Genomic DNA, 14445 nt, shown 5'->3' on the forward strand with positions numbered 1-14445 from the left:
GTTCGGCGAGGAACAGGAGTGGACATGGACGACCGGGCGGACGACCGTGCTCTTATCGAGGAAGGCGTGTCTCGACGCTGCGCCGACTATCCGGACGACTATTGGTCCGAGCTCGACCAGAAGCACGAGTTCCCGTGGGCGTTCTATGTCGACATGGCCAAGGACGGCTGGGTCGGGCTCTCGATCCCTGAGGAGTACGGCGGCGGCGGGCGCGGCATCACGGACTGCGCGGTGATGATGCGCGCGATCGCCGAGTCGGGTGCCGCGATGAATGGCTGCACGCCCTTGCACCTGACCATCTTCGGGCTGATGCCGGTCGTGAAGTTCGGCTCCGACGAGCTCAAGGCCGAGTTCCTTCCCCGAGCCGCGGCCGGGGACCTGCACGTCGCGTTCGGTGTGACCGAGCCCGATGCCGGCACTGACACCTCACAGATCCGCACCCGTGCCGAGCGCCGAGGCGACGGATGGGTCGTCAACGGGCAGAAGATCTGGACCTCCAAGGCGATGGAGTCCGAAGTGGTGCTGCTGCTGGCCCGGACTGGCGCTGCGGACAAGGGCCGGTTCGACGGCCTGAGCCTCTTCCTGGCCGACCTCGACCCGGCGTACGTCACGATCCGGCCGATCCCCAAGCTCGGCCGGAACGCCGTTGCCAGCTGCGAGACCTTCTACGAGAACCTGCCGGTGCCCGGCGGGCGTCTGGTCGGCGAGGAAGGACGCGGCTTCGAGCACCTGCTCCACGGTCTCAACGCCGAGCGGATCCTCCTCGCCTCCGAGGCGGTCGGGATCGGCTTCGCCGCCGTGCGGCGGGCGACGCGCTACGCCCAGGAGCGCGTGGTCTTCGGACGCCCGATCGGAGCCAACCAGGCGCTGAGCCATCCACTGGCCAGCGCCTTCGCCCAACTCACCGCGGCGTGGGAACTGTGCCTAGTCGCCGCCCGCCGGTACGACGCCGGGCTGCCCTGCGGCGAACAGGCCAACATGGCCAAGTACCTCGCCGCCGAGGCGGGCTTCGACGCAGCCGACCGCGCCCTGCAGACCTTCGGCGGCCTCGGCTATGCCGTCGAGTGCCACATCGAGCGCTACTGGCGCGAGGCGCGCCTGCTCCGCCTGGCCCCCGTCAGCCAAGAGATGACCCTCAACTACCTCGCTCAGCGAACGCTCGGCCTTCCCCGCGGCTATTGATGCGTTCACGGCCGGCGAGATCCGCGTCCAGCACGCTGCCTCCGGCATCAACGACCAGGCCCACGGCGCGGGTCGACCTCGGCCAGCGGGAACGCCGACAGGACGTGGGCGGTGTGGTGGCGGAGCCGCTCACCACGCGGGGGAGGAAGTAGGCATGCCAGGTCGGCTGCTGCTGTGCTCGCCGATGCTCCGGTCGCCGGTGGCGGGGCCATCGACGCTGCCCACACGCCGTGTCGACCTCGTCGACGGTGACGCCAGCGGCGCCGAGACAGTAGCTCCCGGTCCTGGGCTCCGCGACAATGTGGACAGTCCGGGAGCAGGTTGCCCGGCGCCCGGGCCGCAGCAGCACGTCGTAGTGGGCGAACAGCGCCGCCAGTCGCCAGCCGCGCCACAGCGCGAGCGCCCGCTCGACGTCGCGCCGCCGCACGATCGTCCACCTCCACCATCAAACGTCACGTGCGAAACACCCGTTGACCTGTCGAGACATGGTGGCGGGCGATCTTGTCTATCTGTCCGTTGTGGACGGTGACACGTAAGCCTGGAGCACCTGGAGCACGGCCGCTGACCGAGGTGAAACAGGGTCGAACGCTTGCTCCAGGGTGGTGGCGGCGGTGCCGAGGAGACTGCCGGGTAGATCGGCGCCATGTTCAGAATGGCCAATGCCAGCGACAAGATGGCGGCAATCTTGACTGCCGCGAGCCCCGAGGAGACATCAAGCGACGTGGCTAGCACCGCCGGCAAACACCACACCGCAAGCAGGGCACCGCGGTCCCAGCACCACGCAGGGACGACTCCTCCGCGCTGATGACCGCATAGGACCTCGGCGATCAGGCGATGCGCTGTCCCTGCTCACACAACACGGTCGCGCCCTGTTCGACGGCGTGGAGCGCGGCCGCGAGCCGGTCGGCCAACAGCGGCTTCACCAGCAGCCGCCCCAACGGCCGATCCCAACCCAGCTCCTCACCCAGCTCACGGACGGCCGCATCCCACGGAGACTCGTCGGCCTCCACCGCGCCGCCGGGGATCTCCCAGTTCGGCTTGTAGGACGGCTCGACCAGCAGCACCCGCCCAGCCTTGTCACGGAACAGCACCCCGGCGGCCATGCGCTTGCGGGCCAGCCCGGCCACGTACTGGTCCACCGGCAACACGGCGGCGGCTGCGGGTGTAACAGGGTCCGGCGTGGTCACCTGCGGCACGATACCCAGCCCGTGCCGATCCAGCGCGCCAAAAAAACCACCCTGGACTACTCGGTTGAGGGCGGGTCCTGGCGATCTACCGATGGCCGGTACGCCCCACCCACCATCGATTCGAGTAACCCGCGCCTATTGCCGGGCGCTCTGAGCTGCTGACGGCACCGTTCACGCGACCCCTACGGACACGTGTCCGTAGGGCGCGGGGAAAGTTTGGCAAGGATGTCGAGAACGGCGTGACGACTCCGTCCCAGGGGCAGAAGCGACCACCATGGTCGCACCGCCCTCAGGAGGCCCACCATGACGAACGACCAGATCACCGAGATCCTCAAACGCCCGTTGAGCCAGGAGATGCTGGCTCGTGACCTCTGCCGCCTGGCCTACGTGGCCAAGGATGGGACACCGCGGAACATCCCGATCGCCTTCGCCTGGAACGGCAAGGAGGCCGTGATGTGCACGTCGAAGAACGCCCCGAAGCTGGCTTCGCTCCGTCAGAACCCGACCGTCGCCATCACGATCGACACCGAGGTGCACCCGCCCAAGATCCTGCTCGTGCGCGGCACTGTTGAACTCGACGAGGTGGACGGCATTCCCGAGGAGTACCTCGAGATGAACGGCTCCTACGAGATGACGGCCGAGCAACGGGTCGAGTGGGAGGCCGAGGTCCGCTCGCTCTACGACGGCATGGTCCGCATCGTGATGACGCCGACGTGGGCGAAGCTGATCGACTTCGAGACGACCTTGCCCAGCGCCGTCGAGGAACTCGTCCAGCAGCGTGCGGAACGTCAGCAGCAGAGTGGCAACAGCGTGCGGTCCGACGAGCCAGGAACGTCGAAGTCATGACTATCCGGCGCATGGAGCGAGCCACCCCGCCTCGACCGGAGAAGCCCACCACCCGGCCGGAACCAGTGGGTAACCGTCGACAACATCGCCGCGGAGGAGGACGGCGGGCTCGGCACGATGATTCTCGGCGCGAATACCTACGCCCAGGCCAAGGACTACTGGCCGTACGCCGACGACCAGGGCGAGTACGGCGAGAAGCTCAACAACCTCACCAAGTTCGTCGCTTCGTCGAAGCTGGATGCCGTCCCCCGGGGCCGACTTTCCCGCCGCGACCGTGACGCGCGACCCGGTCGCCACCATCCGCAAGCTCAAGGAGCAGAGCGGCAAGGACATCTGGCTGTGGGGAAGCTTGAAACTCATGCACTCCCTGTTGGACGCGGGCGTCGTCGACGAGATCACCCTGCTCGTCTGCCCAGCGTCACGCGGCGACGGAACACGCATTTCAAGGATCGGCAAGACCTGAATCCGGTCGAGGCCACATCGTTCGAAAACGGCGTGGTACGTCTGCGCTACGAGATCATGAAATAGGCGGACAGTTCTGACTCCAATGCAGATCAGCGTCGAGACTCGCTCAGGGAATACATCGCGCACGGACGACGCACCGGCGGTCGGGTTAAGCGAGGCGCCCGCAGAGTTCAGGGCCCAGGCGGTTCGGCCGGCGGCGACGCTGCGCAAATCAGGGAATGGGCCCAGGCGAACGACATTGAACTCGCAGCCCGCGGCCGGATACACGCTCAGGTAGTCGATGCGTATCGGCAGGCGCAGGCTGACCAGAAGGCGGCAGTGGCAGAGAATGGGAAGCCCCGGGCGCCGTTCTCGTGCAATGAAGGACTGATCTCTCGACTGTCTACGCGTGGATTTCTTGAGTGGCGAAACGTTGTATTCCGAGGAGCTTATCCGCACTACGATCGGTTGGGCGCATCGGGCTGGCATTTCGACTTCTCCCGTTGTCGGCGGCTGCGTGAGGCCAGGGGCGGGCCAGCGGCCTACATGCCTGTAGACGGAGTAGACTTGTTGTCGTCAGTCGGTAATCTGACTGCCGGACGAGGGAGCCGTACCCGGAGCGCGACAAGACGGCCACTGGGAGTGGTCGTGGCTTGGCTCGTGCTCGTTGTGTCCGGCGTCTTGGAGTCGGTGTGGGCGGTAGCGCTCGGGAAGACCGAGGGCTTCTCTCGCCCGGTACCCTCCATCGTCTTTTTCGTTGCCCTCGCGGCCAGCATGGGTGGGTTGGCTTACGCCATGCGTACTGTGCCGGTCGGCACCGCCTATGCGGTCTGGGTGGGCGTCGGCGCGTCCCTGACGGTGGCGTTCATCATGCTGACCGGTGAGGAACCGGTCAGCATGATCAAACTTTTCCTGCTGCTCGGACTGATCGGTTGTGTCGTCGGGCTCAAGCTTGCGCACTGACTGACGTCCGCCTATCGATATGACTGCAGCTTGTGCGGTGATGTCAATGTTGCTGCGAGGTTGTCAGTGGACCTCCTCCCGCTGAAAAGGGGCTCGGGCGAGGACGGGAATACCGAGGTCAACAGTGGGGGCGGGCGGCCCGGCGTTGGGTGTCGTCCCGTTTGGCTCGCAGGAAGCATCTTGGGTTGATGTGCAGCATCGGGCAGCGGATGCAGGCGTGCTGGTCGAGGAAGGCGACGTGGTGGCGGACGATGTCCTCGTCGAAGACGGCGACGCAGCCGCGGGTGGTTTGGATGTTGAGGTGGCCGAGCAGGGCTGCGCGGAACGACAGTCGCCAAGGAGGGTTCGGACCGGCCATTGTGGACCTCGCCGTCGCCGGTGGGTTGATCGAAGCGTGCGAGTCCACGGATGCCTCGGTGTTCACCTGGCGCGGGCGCATGGTTGACGAGCGTGGCGCTACGCATCGTGCGGAAACCCCGGAGCGGGGGAGATTGGCTGGCCTGACATGTGCACTCGTCCACAGTGCACAGTCCGGCGGCCGGTGCGTGTCACCTGACACGCCTGGACTCAGGGTGATTACGCACGGTGAACCTCTACTGCTTGGAGTGATAGAGGGTGCGGTGGGTCATCAGTGGCTCAGGGCTAAGTCCCTGCTCAGGCATCGCTTGACATGGGCAGCCCTGCAGTAGACCATCATCAGGTACCTAATACATCACATTCACGGAGGGCTCCATGGGCCGTGTGACGACCCCGAAGGCGTGGTCGGTTGGCGCTACCGAGACCGCTTGGTTTCGCCGGTCCCTGCGGCGGTGGAAGGTGGTAATCGCCGCGACTGTCCTCCTGCTACCAGTCGCGTGCTCGGATGCGGATTCGAGCGAATCCCCTCAGGGCAATTCCTCGTCCGTGACCTCCGTCAACTTCGCCACGGCCACCACGCCGCTTTCGCTGGGAATACCGCTCTTGGCCGTGGCCGCGGACACTTTTGCCGAGCACGGTCTGGACGTGACCTACACACAGACGCGGGGGAGTACCGACACCGTCGCGGCGATGCTCAACGGTGACCTCGACGTGGCGGCGTTGGGCTCCAGCGCAGTAGTCGCCGCCATCGGCGAGGGGGCTGACTTCGTGTTCCTGGGCGGTGGTGCCGCTCCGGCGAACATCGTCCTGCTCCGACCGGACAAGGCAGAGGAGTCGGGCGTGTCGGAGAATGCGTCGCCGCGGGAACGGATTCAGGCACTTCGGGGACTGAAGATCGGTACCGCCACGGCCGGTTCGGCAAACGACCTGTTCCTTCGGCTCATCCTTCAGGCCGGCGGGTTGGATCCCGATCGAGACGTGACGATCATCAATGTCGCGGACTTTCCGACGCTAAGCGACGGGTTGACCCAAGGACAGTACGACGCCGTCTCGCATGCCGCGGGTGTCGGGCTCGAACGGAACATCCTCGATGGAAGCGGACTCAAGTGGATCTCCCTTCCCGATGGTGATGTACCCGAGATCGGCGCTCTGTTTGCGAGCGTTGCGGCCACAAGGAACTGGGTCGAACAGAATCCGGAGGCCGCCGATGCGGTGTACCAGTCGCTGAACGACGCGTATGCGATGTTCGACGACGATGCCGAGAGCGCGGGTGAGATGCTCAGGACCGAGTACTACAGCGACACCGACCCGGAGGCCTTCCAACTCGGGTTCGAACTCAACGCTCCGACCTGGTCGCCGAACGCCAAGATCACCAAAGAACTGTTCGATGGTCTCATCAAGTCGATGAATGAGTCCGGGGAGACGGACTACTCGGACATCGCCTACGAAGACATCGTCCTGAAGGCGGCACAGGAATAGTCACCGAGTCAACTAGCCGGCGGGCAACGATCGTGGAGGTCGATGTGACTCGAACGCCAATCTTGTCACTGAAAGGTGTGTCGTTCGCCTTTCCTCAAGGTGATTCCGTTCTACAAGACCTGTCGCTGAATGTTTCACCGGGTGAGTTCGTGTCAATTCTCGGGCCGAGCGGCTGCGGGAAGTCAACACTCCTCAACCTCGCAGCCGGCCTGCTGTCGCCGATCTTCGGAGAGGTTCACTTCGGCGGCCGCCGGCTGGCCGGAGTCAACACGGCGGTTGGATACATGACCCAGGATGACACGCTCCTGCCGTGGCGGACGACCTGGCAGAACGTGGCTCTGCCCTTGCTCATCAGGCGGCGCACGCACGACGACAGGATGAGCCGAGACGAGATCAAGGCCAAGGTCGCGGAACTGTTACGACTCATGCGCCTCGAGGACAGCGCAAAGAAGTTTCCCGCCCAACTCTCGGGCGGCATGAAACGTCGAGCTCTGTTGGCGCGGAGCCTGGTCGCGTCGCCGAAGATGCTTCTCATGGACGAGCCCTTCGCGGCTCTGGATGCCCAACTCGCCGCTCAGCTGCAGGGTGAGTTGCGGAGAACCGTGGAGGCCATCGGCCAAACCGTCCTGTTCGTCACCCACGACATCTCGGAAAGCGTCCTCGTCTCCGATCGCGTCGTCGTGCTCGGCGTACCGGATGGACGCGTTGTCGGGGACGTTCCCGTTCCCCTGGGGACGGGACGGGACATGAGTGCCCTGCGTGGGACCAGCGAGTATGTCGCAATAGACGCCGAGTTACGTGAATTGCTCCTACATGCCAGCGCGCCGGACGATTCCGGAGTTCGGGTGGGTGAACCGTGAGGAACCAGGACGAGGCGATCGGGCGCACCAGCACGGACAAAGCCGTTGCGCCACCGAAGAGCTCCTCGGACCAGCCGGTCGCCGGGGAGGGATCGGGCAGTTCTCGGCCGACCGTGTCAGCCACGGGCCAAGCCAACAAGAAGCGGGGATCGGGCACATCGTCTGGACGCCTCAAGTACGCCATCATCAGGCTTGCCGTGCTGCTGGCTTTCCTGTCGCTCTGGGAGTTCTCGTCGGGTCGGTGGGTCGACGAGATTCTTGTCAGCAAGCCGTCGGCAGTATACGAGCGACTTTCCGACTGGATAACCGATGGTAGCTTGTTCTACCACGGAGTGGTGACGTTGCGTGTCGCGGGACTCGGCTTCCTGGTCGGCACCGGTATAGCCCTGCTCGTAGCGTTGATTCTCGGTCGAGTCAAACCGCTTGGCCGAGTCCTGCAACCGTTCATCACCGCGGCATACAGCCTCCCACGCTTGGCGGTCGCGCCGCTGCTCATACTCTGGTTCGGCATCGGTGACGAGTTCAAGGTCGTGCTGACCGCGGTCCTGGTCTTCTTTCTGATGTTCTCGACTGTCTACACCGGCGTGCAGGCCGTCGACAGCCGACTTATCAACGCCGTCAAGATCATGGGTGCCGGACGCCTGCACATATTCCGATATGTCATACTCCCTTCCGCTTTGTCGTGGATCGCGACGGGACTTACCATCTGCATTCCCTATTCGCTCGTGGGCGCGGTCGTCGGAGAGATTCTGGCGGCGAACCGCGGCCTCGGATTCCTGGTCTCCCGCAGCGCTGCCCAGTTCAACACGTCGGGAACGTTCGCCACGCTGTCGGTCCTGGTCGCTGTCGGTTACATCGCCAATGCGTTCGCCGGAGCGACCACGAGGAGAGCTCTTCGCTGGCAAGAGGCCGGCGCTCGTGAGGCGAACGCGGCGAGGGTGGCCCAGTGACCACGCTCGAGTTCTGCATCAAGTAGTCCGACTCCAACACACAACCACGGGTGGTTTCTCTATGAGTGGCGCAACACGGCTCTGGACCAAACTCGAGCAGAAGAAGACGGCGACGAGCACCATCTCCCTCTCACCGGGTAGCGCATTGATGGTGACACTTGCCGAGGCCGGATTCGACTGCACGGTCGTCGACCTTATGTTCACCGAGACGACCTGGCGGGACGCCGCGGACATGGTGCGCGCCGGCCGGGAGCGCGGCATGACGATGTTGATCAGAGTCCAGGCCGAGCCCTGGGCGGTGCAGCGAAACGGGCAGATCATCGTCGACGCCGGCCGCGCGCTCAGCATCGGCGCCGAGGGAGTGGTCTTCTCGGTGAGCGATCGCTGGGAGGTCGAGGGAGTACTCAAGGTTGCCGGCGAGTGGCATCGCAACCTGTCCGCGATTCCGTTCACGAGGGAGACCTTTGATGCTCACGTGAAGAGCCTCGAGGAGTCCACGCTGATGGTCCCGCTGATCGAGAGCCCGGCGAGTTTCGACAACATGGAAGAAATCGTGAGCACGCCCGGGCTCAAGGTGGTGATGATCGGAACGACCGACACGGCGGTCTCGCTCGGACACGGTGTCAACAGCGACCACCCCGAGGTGTGGGACATGGTCGACAAGCTCCGCAAGCTCTGCGACAGGTACGGAGTCGCGATGTGGGCGAACACCGCCATGGGGTTCAGCACGCTTCCCCTGATGACCGATCGTGCGGAGAAGCTGCGCGAGCATGGCGTGGACATCATTCTCTACCAGACGCCCGAGCTGCTGCTCCAGATGGCTGGAAAGCATGTCGTCGATGCGTTGGCAAAGGTGAGCGAGTGACGTTCGCATGAAGGTCGGCCTGTACGGATTCGGCGAAGTCGGCTACCACCTCGCCCTCCATCGTGCGCGGTCGGTACCGTGCCTGGCGTACAACCACGGGACGCGGAACTTCCCACCGTACGAACGGACGTTTCGGGATCGCGCGGCGCAGGCCGACGTTCGCCTCGTCGAATCCGTCGACAGCCTGGTCGACGAGTGCGACCTCATCGTGGTGGCGACGCTGAGCGCCGCCGTCAGCGAGGTCGCCGACACGCTGTCGGCGGCCTCGCTCGACCGAACCCGACACCTGGTCCTCGATCTCACCAACGCGCCACCCTCGCGCAAACGGGACGCCTCGGCGCGCCTGCCGGACGCGTGCTACGTCGACGGTGCTCTGCTTGAGCCGCCCATACTCGCGGGCCGCGACGCGATCACCATCGTATCGGGCGAACGAGCCGAGGAATGCCGGCAACTGGCCGGAGTCGTGTTGGCCGACTGCACCGTCATCGGTGACCAGGTAGGGATGGCGGCCGCGTACAAGTCGATTCTGCAAATACTGTCGAAGGGCTATCAGGCACTGCAGTGGGAGGCGGTGCTGGGAGCGGTGGCGACCGGCCTCGACGTCGAGGTGCTCCGACGGCTCCGACTCCGTGCGGGTGCGGAGGCGGAGCTCGCCTTCGGAGTGGACGACTACCTGCTCGCTCATTCCGCGAAGCACGCCACGCGCATGAGTGACGATCTGCGTGGTTCCATCGCCAGCCTCACCGAGCTGGGCATGCGATGCCCGGCCGCCGAAGGCGCGGTCGTCGGTCTTGAGCACGTCGCGGCCCTCGGGCTGGACGCCACGTTTGGCGACGACGGTGGACTGCGCCACGATGAGTTGCGCGAGCGCCTCCTTGCTTTGCCTGCTACCGCATCCACACACCGAACGGGTACGAAGGAGAGCGCATCATGACGACGGAGACGCCGACGGAGACACACGCGGAGACAAACATCGGCCGCGAACCGGAATACGGCGACGCCCCACCGGTCTACTTCGAGGACCTCACCCGTGGTCGTACGTTGGTCTCGCCCGAAATCGACATCACCATGGCGCACCTCAAGCTGTTCAACGACCTGACGCTCAACAGCTCGCGCATCCACCGAGAGATCGACCTGGCGAAGAAGGTGGGCTTCACCAACCGTGTCCTGCCGGGGGCGCTCGTCGTCGGCGTCATGCTGCCGCTGCATGGCGCCATCGCCGAGCAGCGTACGGTCGGCCTGTTGGGACTCAACGACGTGCGGTTCCTCGTCCCGGTCTACGTGGGCGACCGGCTGCGTCTGGAGAGCACGGTCATCTCGGTACGGGGGACCAGCAAGGCCGACCGGGGGATGGTGACGTTCCAGGAGCGGATCGTCGGTTCCGAGGGCAGGGATCGGATTCACGCGCAGCGGATCGCGCTGTACCAGCGGCGCAATCCGACCGCATGAGTCAGCTTGGGGAGCGAGCGTGAGCGGGCCAACGCGAGATCTGCCCACCGGGATCATCGACACGCATGTGCACACGTCGCCGGACGCGGTCCCTCGTCTCCTGGACGACCTGACCCTGGCCCGACGGGCGAGGGCGGCCGGTTACCGGGGGCTGGTGCTCAAGAGCCATCACACGATGACGGCAGGGCGTGCCGGTCTGGTTGCCGACCTCACCGGTCTCGACGTGTTCGGCGGTCTCGCGTTGAACGCGTACTCCAGCGGCGGCCTGAACGCCCCCGCGGTGGCCAGCGCCGCTCGGCTGGGTGCGAAGGTGGTGTGGCTGCCCACCATCGACTCGTCGAACCACGTTATGCAGGACGTCGGCAACTTCCCCACGCTGCCCGGTGAGGGCGAGCCGCGTCCGACACCAGTCACCATTGTGGACGAATCCGGTCAGCTCAACCCGCTCGTCGACCGGGTGCTCGCGGCAATCGCCGAATGTGGACTCACCCTCGCGACCGGGCACTTGTCCGCCGAGGAGGTCATGCTGGTGGTCGAGCGCGCGAGACGGCGTGGGGTACGCAGAGTGATCGTGACTCATCCTGACATGCCGTTCATCGGGCTCGGCGTCGACGAGCAACGCGAGTTGGCGGCAGCGGGGGACGTGTGGTTCGAACGGGTGGCGGTGGTGATGTACCCGCCGCTGGACTGGCCGGCATCGTCGGTGGCGGAACGCGTTCGCGCGGTCGGTGTGGAGTCGACGATCATGGCGACGGACCTCGGGCAGCCGCACAACCCGTGTCCGGTCGAGGGCATGGTCCGGTACGTCGAGGCGATGTTGGACTGTGGCCTGTCTCGAGCCGACATCGAGACGATGACGTGTGTCAACCCGGCACGAGCATTGGGTATGGATCCCCTGCGCCAGGAGACTAGGACCGCTCGATGAACAGTACCTCCGCCCCCGCCCCGTTGAAGGATGTCGTCGTGCTGGACATCGGCACGATGTTCGCCGGGCCACTCGTCGCCACGCTGCTCGCGGACTTCGGTGCGACCGTGATCAAGGTCGAGCCGAGAGGCGGTGACCCGGTCCGGAACATGGGGTGGCGCAAGGACGACGAGTCGATGTGGTGGCTGGTCGCCGGCCGTAACAAGCGGACGGTCACGCTGAACCTCAAGGCTCCCGAGGGGCCCGACCTGCTGCTCCAGATGGTTCGGCGGGCCGATGTCGTGGTCGAGAACATGCGCCCGGGCAAGCTGGAGGCCCTTGGTCTCGGCGTGGACGTGCTGATGCGGGAGCGGCCAGGCCTCGTGGTGGTCAGGACGACCGGGTTCGGCCAGACCGGGCCGTACTCCTCCCGGGCGGGCTTCGGCACGCTCGCCGAGGCGATGAGTGGCTTCGCCCACATCAATGGGGAGGAGGACGGTCCGCCGATGTTGCCGCCCTTCGGCCTCGCGGACGGCACGGCCAGCTACCTTGGTGCGTTCGCGGCGATGGTGGCCCTGTGGAACCGGGACCACTCCGATGGCACGACCGGCGAGGTCGTCGACCTGTCCATCGTGGAGTCGCTCATGTCGTTGCTGGGGCCGCAGGTGCCGGCGTTCGACCAACTCGGTGTGGTCCAGCACCGGACGGGCAATCGCATACCGTTCAATTCCCCGCGCAACATGTATCGGGCGAAGGACGGGAAGTGGCTCGCGATCTCTGGGGCTACGAACACGATCGCGCTCCGCGTGCTGACCGCCATCGGCCGTTCGGACCTGATCGACGACCCGCGGTTCGCCACGAATGCCGCTCGGCTGGAGAACGCGGACGAGGTCGACGCGCTGATCGCCGAGTGGATCGCCGAGCGGGACTCGGCGGAGGTGCTCGACGCGTTCGTGAAGGCCGAAGCCGCCATGGGCCCGGTGCTCTCGGTCGAGGACATCATGAACGATCCCCATTTCCAGGCCAGACAGGTTGTGGTGGACATGCCGCACCCGACGCTGGGAACGGTCAAGGTCCAGGACGTTGTGCCCCGCATGGCAAGTAATCCTGGATACCTGCGGTGGGTCGGCCGGCCGCTCGGGGCGGACAACGATTGGTGGTACCGCCAGGAATTGGGTATGTCCGAGGCGGAGTTCATCGAGCTGAAACGGCGCGAGGTCATCTGAACGACGAAGGGCCCAGCACATGAGCATCGACACGGGCGCGGCGGGGCGTGCGGTACCGCCACTCGACAGCGACGACTGGATCGGTGTTTCCGATGACCCGGATCAGCTCTACGAGCAGTCCATGCGAGACGGTTGGGGTGATGGCCTGCCGATCGTGCCGTCCACGCCGGAACGCATGAGTCAGTTCCTCGCTGCCGTGGGGGACATCGTGTTCGATGAGGAGCGACACATGCTCCCCGGCGGCGGGGAGGTCACGCTCGAGCGGCTGGCGGCCAACGCCATCATGGCCGGATGCCGCGCCGAGTACTTTCCCGTGCTGGTCTTGGCCGTCAAGTGCATGCTGCGCAAGCAGTTCAACCTGTTGAGCGTCCAGACCACGACTCATCCGGTCGCACCACTGCTCGTCGTGCACGGACCGGTGGCACAGGATCTCGGGATGAATTCCGGAGCCGGCATGTTCGGCCCCGGCAATCGTGCCAACGCGACGATCGGCCGCGCGGTGCGGCTGGTGTTGATGAACGTCGGTGGGGCTTATCCGGGTGCGCGGGACAAGGCAACCCAGGGCCAGCCGAGCAAGTATTCGTTCTGCATCGCGGAGAACACCACGGAGAGCCCGTGGCCGCCCTACTGCGTGGATGAGTTCGGCGCGGACACCGACGCCAGCGCGGTGACGGTGGTGGCGGCCGAGAATCCGCAGAACGTCAGCGAGCATGTCAGCACTGACGCGGAGGGCGTCCTTCTCACCATCGCGGACGCGGCGACGAAACTGGGCAGCAACCATCCGTACCTGATGGGTGCGGAGGTTTTCGTCGTGCTGTCGCCGGAGCATGCGCAGACCGTGGCCGGCGGTGGCTTCAGCCGAAAAGACGTGCAGATGTACCTCTACGAGAATGCTCGCATCGAGCTGGCCAGGCTGAAACTGCTCAACCTATGGGGGCTGCACGTGTGGCCGCCGTGGTTAGCTGGGCAGCAACGCGACACGGCGATGATGCCCGTGGTGAGCGCACCGGAGATGTTCAAAGTGCTGGTTGGCGGTGGCTCAGGGAAGCACTCCTGCGTGTTGCCGGGCTTCGGCGTGTCCAATGCCGTCACCGCGCTGCTCGACACGTCGGCTCCGTGAGTGCCTGACGAGGAGGCGATCCTGTTGCGTATATACAACCCCGTCGCGGCGGCGAACGGTGAGCGTGTTCACGAGCTGGCTACGCTGCCGAGCCGGCGACCGCTCCGGGTTGGCACCCTGGAGAACACCAAACCGAACGCCGGCACCTTGCTGCGACGCGTTGCCGAAGGGCTCGCCTCGCCGATCGGTACTGTGACTGTCGCGCACGAGCGGAAGGCGAGCGTGGCCGCGCCCGCGGACGGGGCGATCATGGCGCGCCTGCGTGGCCTCGTAGACATCGGAATAACTGGCACCGGCGATTGAGGTTCGTGTACCTCGTGGAGTTGCCACGACACGGCCACGCTGGAGCGCAATGGTATACCCGCCATCATGCTGTGCTCGGAGCCGTTCCGATCGCTCGCGGGAACGGTCGCCTCGTCTCTGGGGCTGCCGTCGATGCGGATCGTCGTGGTCGAGCATCCCATTGGGACGCTTTCCGACGGCGAGTTGCGGGACCGTGCCGACTCGGCCGTTCGCCAGATTACCGCACTGCTCGAACGAGGCTGAGCGCCGACGCGGCGAAGCAGCGCATGGCCCGGGCCGCGGGGGCTCGAATCTGCCTGCCGACGCCATG

At 65.6% G+C, this 14445-nt stretch carries 16 protein-coding genes, 1 pseudogene and 1 riboswitch; of the genes and pseudogenes, 15 read left to right on the plus strand and 2 right to left on the minus strand.

The features are described 5' to 3' along the window. Positions 1 to 24: 24 nt before the first annotated feature. A complete protein-coding gene (locus tag ACRDTB_RS06870) occupies positions 25 to 1182 on the plus strand; it encodes an acyl-CoA dehydrogenase family protein (protein WP_431429124.1) in 1158 nt (385 codons plus the stop codon). Between the two features lie 827 nt (positions 1183 to 2009). Here ACRDTB_RS06870 and ACRDTB_RS06875 read toward each other — a convergent pair. Further along, positions 2010 to 2369: an NUDIX domain-containing protein gene (locus ACRDTB_RS06875; RefSeq protein ID WP_431429125.1), complete on the minus strand. Its 360-nt coding sequence runs from the start codon at positions 2367 to 2369 to the stop codon at positions 2010 to 2012. Positions 2370 to 2672: 303 nt separating this feature from the next. Between ACRDTB_RS06875 and ACRDTB_RS06880 the strand changes: the two genes are divergently transcribed. The 4 genes and pseudogenes from ACRDTB_RS06880 to ACRDTB_RS06895 all read left to right on the plus strand — a co-directional run bounded on the left by ACRDTB_RS06880 (position 2673) and on the right by ACRDTB_RS06895 (position 4622). Continuing rightward, positions 2673 to 3215, plus strand: a complete 543-nt coding sequence (locus ACRDTB_RS06880; protein WP_431429126.1) for a pyridoxamine 5'-phosphate oxidase family protein — start codon at positions 2673 to 2675, stop codon at positions 3213 to 3215. Positions 3216 to 3332: 117 nt separating this feature from the next. Then, positions 3333 to 3743 (plus strand): dihydrofolate reductase family protein, encoded by a 411-nt coding sequence (locus ACRDTB_RS06885; RefSeq protein WP_431429127.1) that lies wholly within the window; start codon positions 3333 to 3335, stop codon positions 3741 to 3743. Positions 3744 to 3797: 54 nt separating this feature from the next. Beyond that, positions 3798 to 3965, plus strand: a pseudogene (locus tag ACRDTB_RS06890) (Lsr2 family DNA-binding protein); the annotation flags it as partial. 264 nt (positions 3966 to 4229) lie between these two features. Next, a riboswitch (guanidine-III (ykkC-III) riboswitch) is annotated at positions 4230 to 4297 on the plus strand. A gap of 10 nt (positions 4298 to 4307) precedes the next feature. Beyond that, complete coding sequence (locus tag ACRDTB_RS06895) at positions 4308 to 4622, plus strand: DMT family transporter (protein WP_431429128.1); 315 nt, start codon at positions 4308 to 4310, stop codon at positions 4620 to 4622. Between the two features lie 118 nt (positions 4623 to 4740). Here the strand turns inward: ACRDTB_RS06895 and ACRDTB_RS06900 are convergent, their stop codons facing one another. Then, positions 4741 to 5061 carry a hypothetical protein gene (locus tag ACRDTB_RS06900; protein WP_431429129.1) on the minus strand — a complete coding sequence of 107 codons (321 nt, stop codon included), beginning with the start codon at positions 5059 to 5061 and terminating at the stop codon, positions 4741 to 4743. Between the two features lie 464 nt (positions 5062 to 5525). Between ACRDTB_RS06900 and ACRDTB_RS06905 the strand changes: the two genes are divergently transcribed. The 10 genes from ACRDTB_RS06905 to ACRDTB_RS06950 all read left to right on the plus strand — a co-directional run bounded on the left by ACRDTB_RS06905 (position 5526) and on the right by ACRDTB_RS06950 (position 14378). Continuing rightward, entirely contained in the window at positions 5526 to 6458 is a 933-nt protein-coding gene (locus tag ACRDTB_RS06905; protein ID WP_431429130.1) for an ABC transporter substrate-binding protein, read from the plus strand. A 32-nt stretch (positions 6459 to 6490) separates the two neighbouring features. Then, positions 6491 to 7318: an ABC transporter ATP-binding protein gene (locus ACRDTB_RS06910; protein WP_431429131.1), complete on the plus strand. Its 828-nt coding sequence runs from the start codon at positions 6491 to 6493 to the stop codon at positions 7316 to 7318. Further along, a complete protein-coding gene (locus ACRDTB_RS06915; protein ID WP_431429132.1) occupies positions 7315 to 8268 on the plus strand; it encodes an ABC transporter permease in 954 nt (317 codons plus the stop codon). The genes ACRDTB_RS06910 and ACRDTB_RS06915 overlap by 4 nt, the downstream gene beginning before the upstream one ends. A gap of 61 nt (positions 8269 to 8329) precedes the next feature. Continuing rightward, positions 8330 to 9133, plus strand: a complete 804-nt coding sequence (locus tag ACRDTB_RS06920; protein WP_431429133.1) for an aldolase/citrate lyase family protein — start codon at positions 8330 to 8332, stop codon at positions 9131 to 9133. Positions 9134 to 9140: 7 nt separating this feature from the next. Next, on the plus strand, positions 9141 to 10067 hold the full coding sequence (locus ACRDTB_RS06925; protein ID WP_431429134.1) for a hypothetical protein: 927 nt from the start codon (positions 9141 to 9143) through the stop codon (positions 10065 to 10067). Continuing rightward, positions 10064 to 10582, plus strand: coding sequence for a MaoC family dehydratase (locus ACRDTB_RS06930; RefSeq protein ID WP_431429135.1), 519 nt, complete (start codon positions 10064 to 10066; stop codon positions 10580 to 10582). Before ACRDTB_RS06925 ends, ACRDTB_RS06930 begins: the two co-directional genes overlap by 4 nt. 19 nt (positions 10583 to 10601) lie before the next feature. Next, positions 10602 to 11507, plus strand: coding sequence for a DUF6282 family protein (locus ACRDTB_RS06935; protein ID WP_431429136.1), 906 nt, complete (start codon positions 10602 to 10604; stop codon positions 11505 to 11507). Beyond that, the gene (locus ACRDTB_RS06940) at positions 11504 to 12712 is read left to right on the plus strand and encodes a CaiB/BaiF CoA transferase family protein (protein WP_431429137.1); all 1209 of its coding nucleotides are present in this window, start codon (positions 11504 to 11506) and stop codon (positions 12710 to 12712) included. The genes ACRDTB_RS06935 and ACRDTB_RS06940 overlap by 4 nt, the downstream gene beginning before the upstream one ends. A 19-nt stretch (positions 12713 to 12731) precedes the next feature. Then, positions 12732 to 13832: a hypothetical protein gene (locus ACRDTB_RS06945; RefSeq protein WP_431429138.1), complete on the plus strand. Its 1101-nt coding sequence runs from the start codon at positions 12732 to 12734 to the stop codon at positions 13830 to 13832. Continuing rightward, positions 13833 to 14378 (plus strand): UGSC family (seleno)protein, encoded by a 546-nt coding sequence (locus ACRDTB_RS06950; protein WP_431429139.1) that lies wholly within the window; start codon positions 13833 to 13835, stop codon positions 14376 to 14378. Positions 14379 to 14445 lie beyond the last annotated feature (67 nt).

Source organism: Actinophytocola sp., assembly GCF_050699935.1.
Taxonomy (GTDB): domain Bacteria; phylum Actinomycetota; class Actinomycetes; order Mycobacteriales; family Pseudonocardiaceae; genus Actinophytocola.

Bases quoted from the DNA above. Each gene is read 5' to 3' on its own strand.
- ACRDTB_RS06940 (WP_431429137.1), top strand. From the start codon at position 11,504: ATGAACAGTACCTCCGCCCCCGCCCCGTTGAAGGATGTCGTCGTGCTG.
- ACRDTB_RS06885 (WP_431429127.1), top strand. From the start codon at position 3,333: ATGATTCTCGGCGCGAATACCTACGCCCAGGCCAAGGACTACTGGCCG.
- ACRDTB_RS06925 (WP_431429134.1), top strand. From the start codon at position 9,141: ATGAAGGTCGGCCTGTACGGATTCGGCGAAGTCGGCTACCACCTCGCC.
- ACRDTB_RS06920 (WP_431429133.1), top strand. From the start codon at position 8,330: ATGAGTGGCGCAACACGGCTCTGGACCAAACTCGAGCAGAAGAAGACG.
- ACRDTB_RS06900 (WP_431429129.1), bottom strand. From the start codon at position 5,061: ATGCGCCCGCGCCAGGTGAACACCGAGGCATCCGTGGACTCGCACGCT.
- ACRDTB_RS06880 (WP_431429126.1), top strand. From the start codon at position 2,673: ATGACGAACGACCAGATCACCGAGATCCTCAAACGCCCGTTGAGCCAG.
- ACRDTB_RS06930 (WP_431429135.1), top strand. From the start codon at position 10,064: ATGACGACGGAGACGCCGACGGAGACACACGCGGAGACAAACATCGGC.
- ACRDTB_RS06945 (WP_431429138.1), top strand. From the start codon at position 12,732: ATGAGCATCGACACGGGCGCGGCGGGGCGTGCGGTACCGCCACTCGAC.
- ACRDTB_RS06870 (WP_431429124.1), top strand. From the start codon at position 25: ATGGACGACCGGGCGGACGACCGTGCTCTTATCGAGGAAGGCGTGTCT.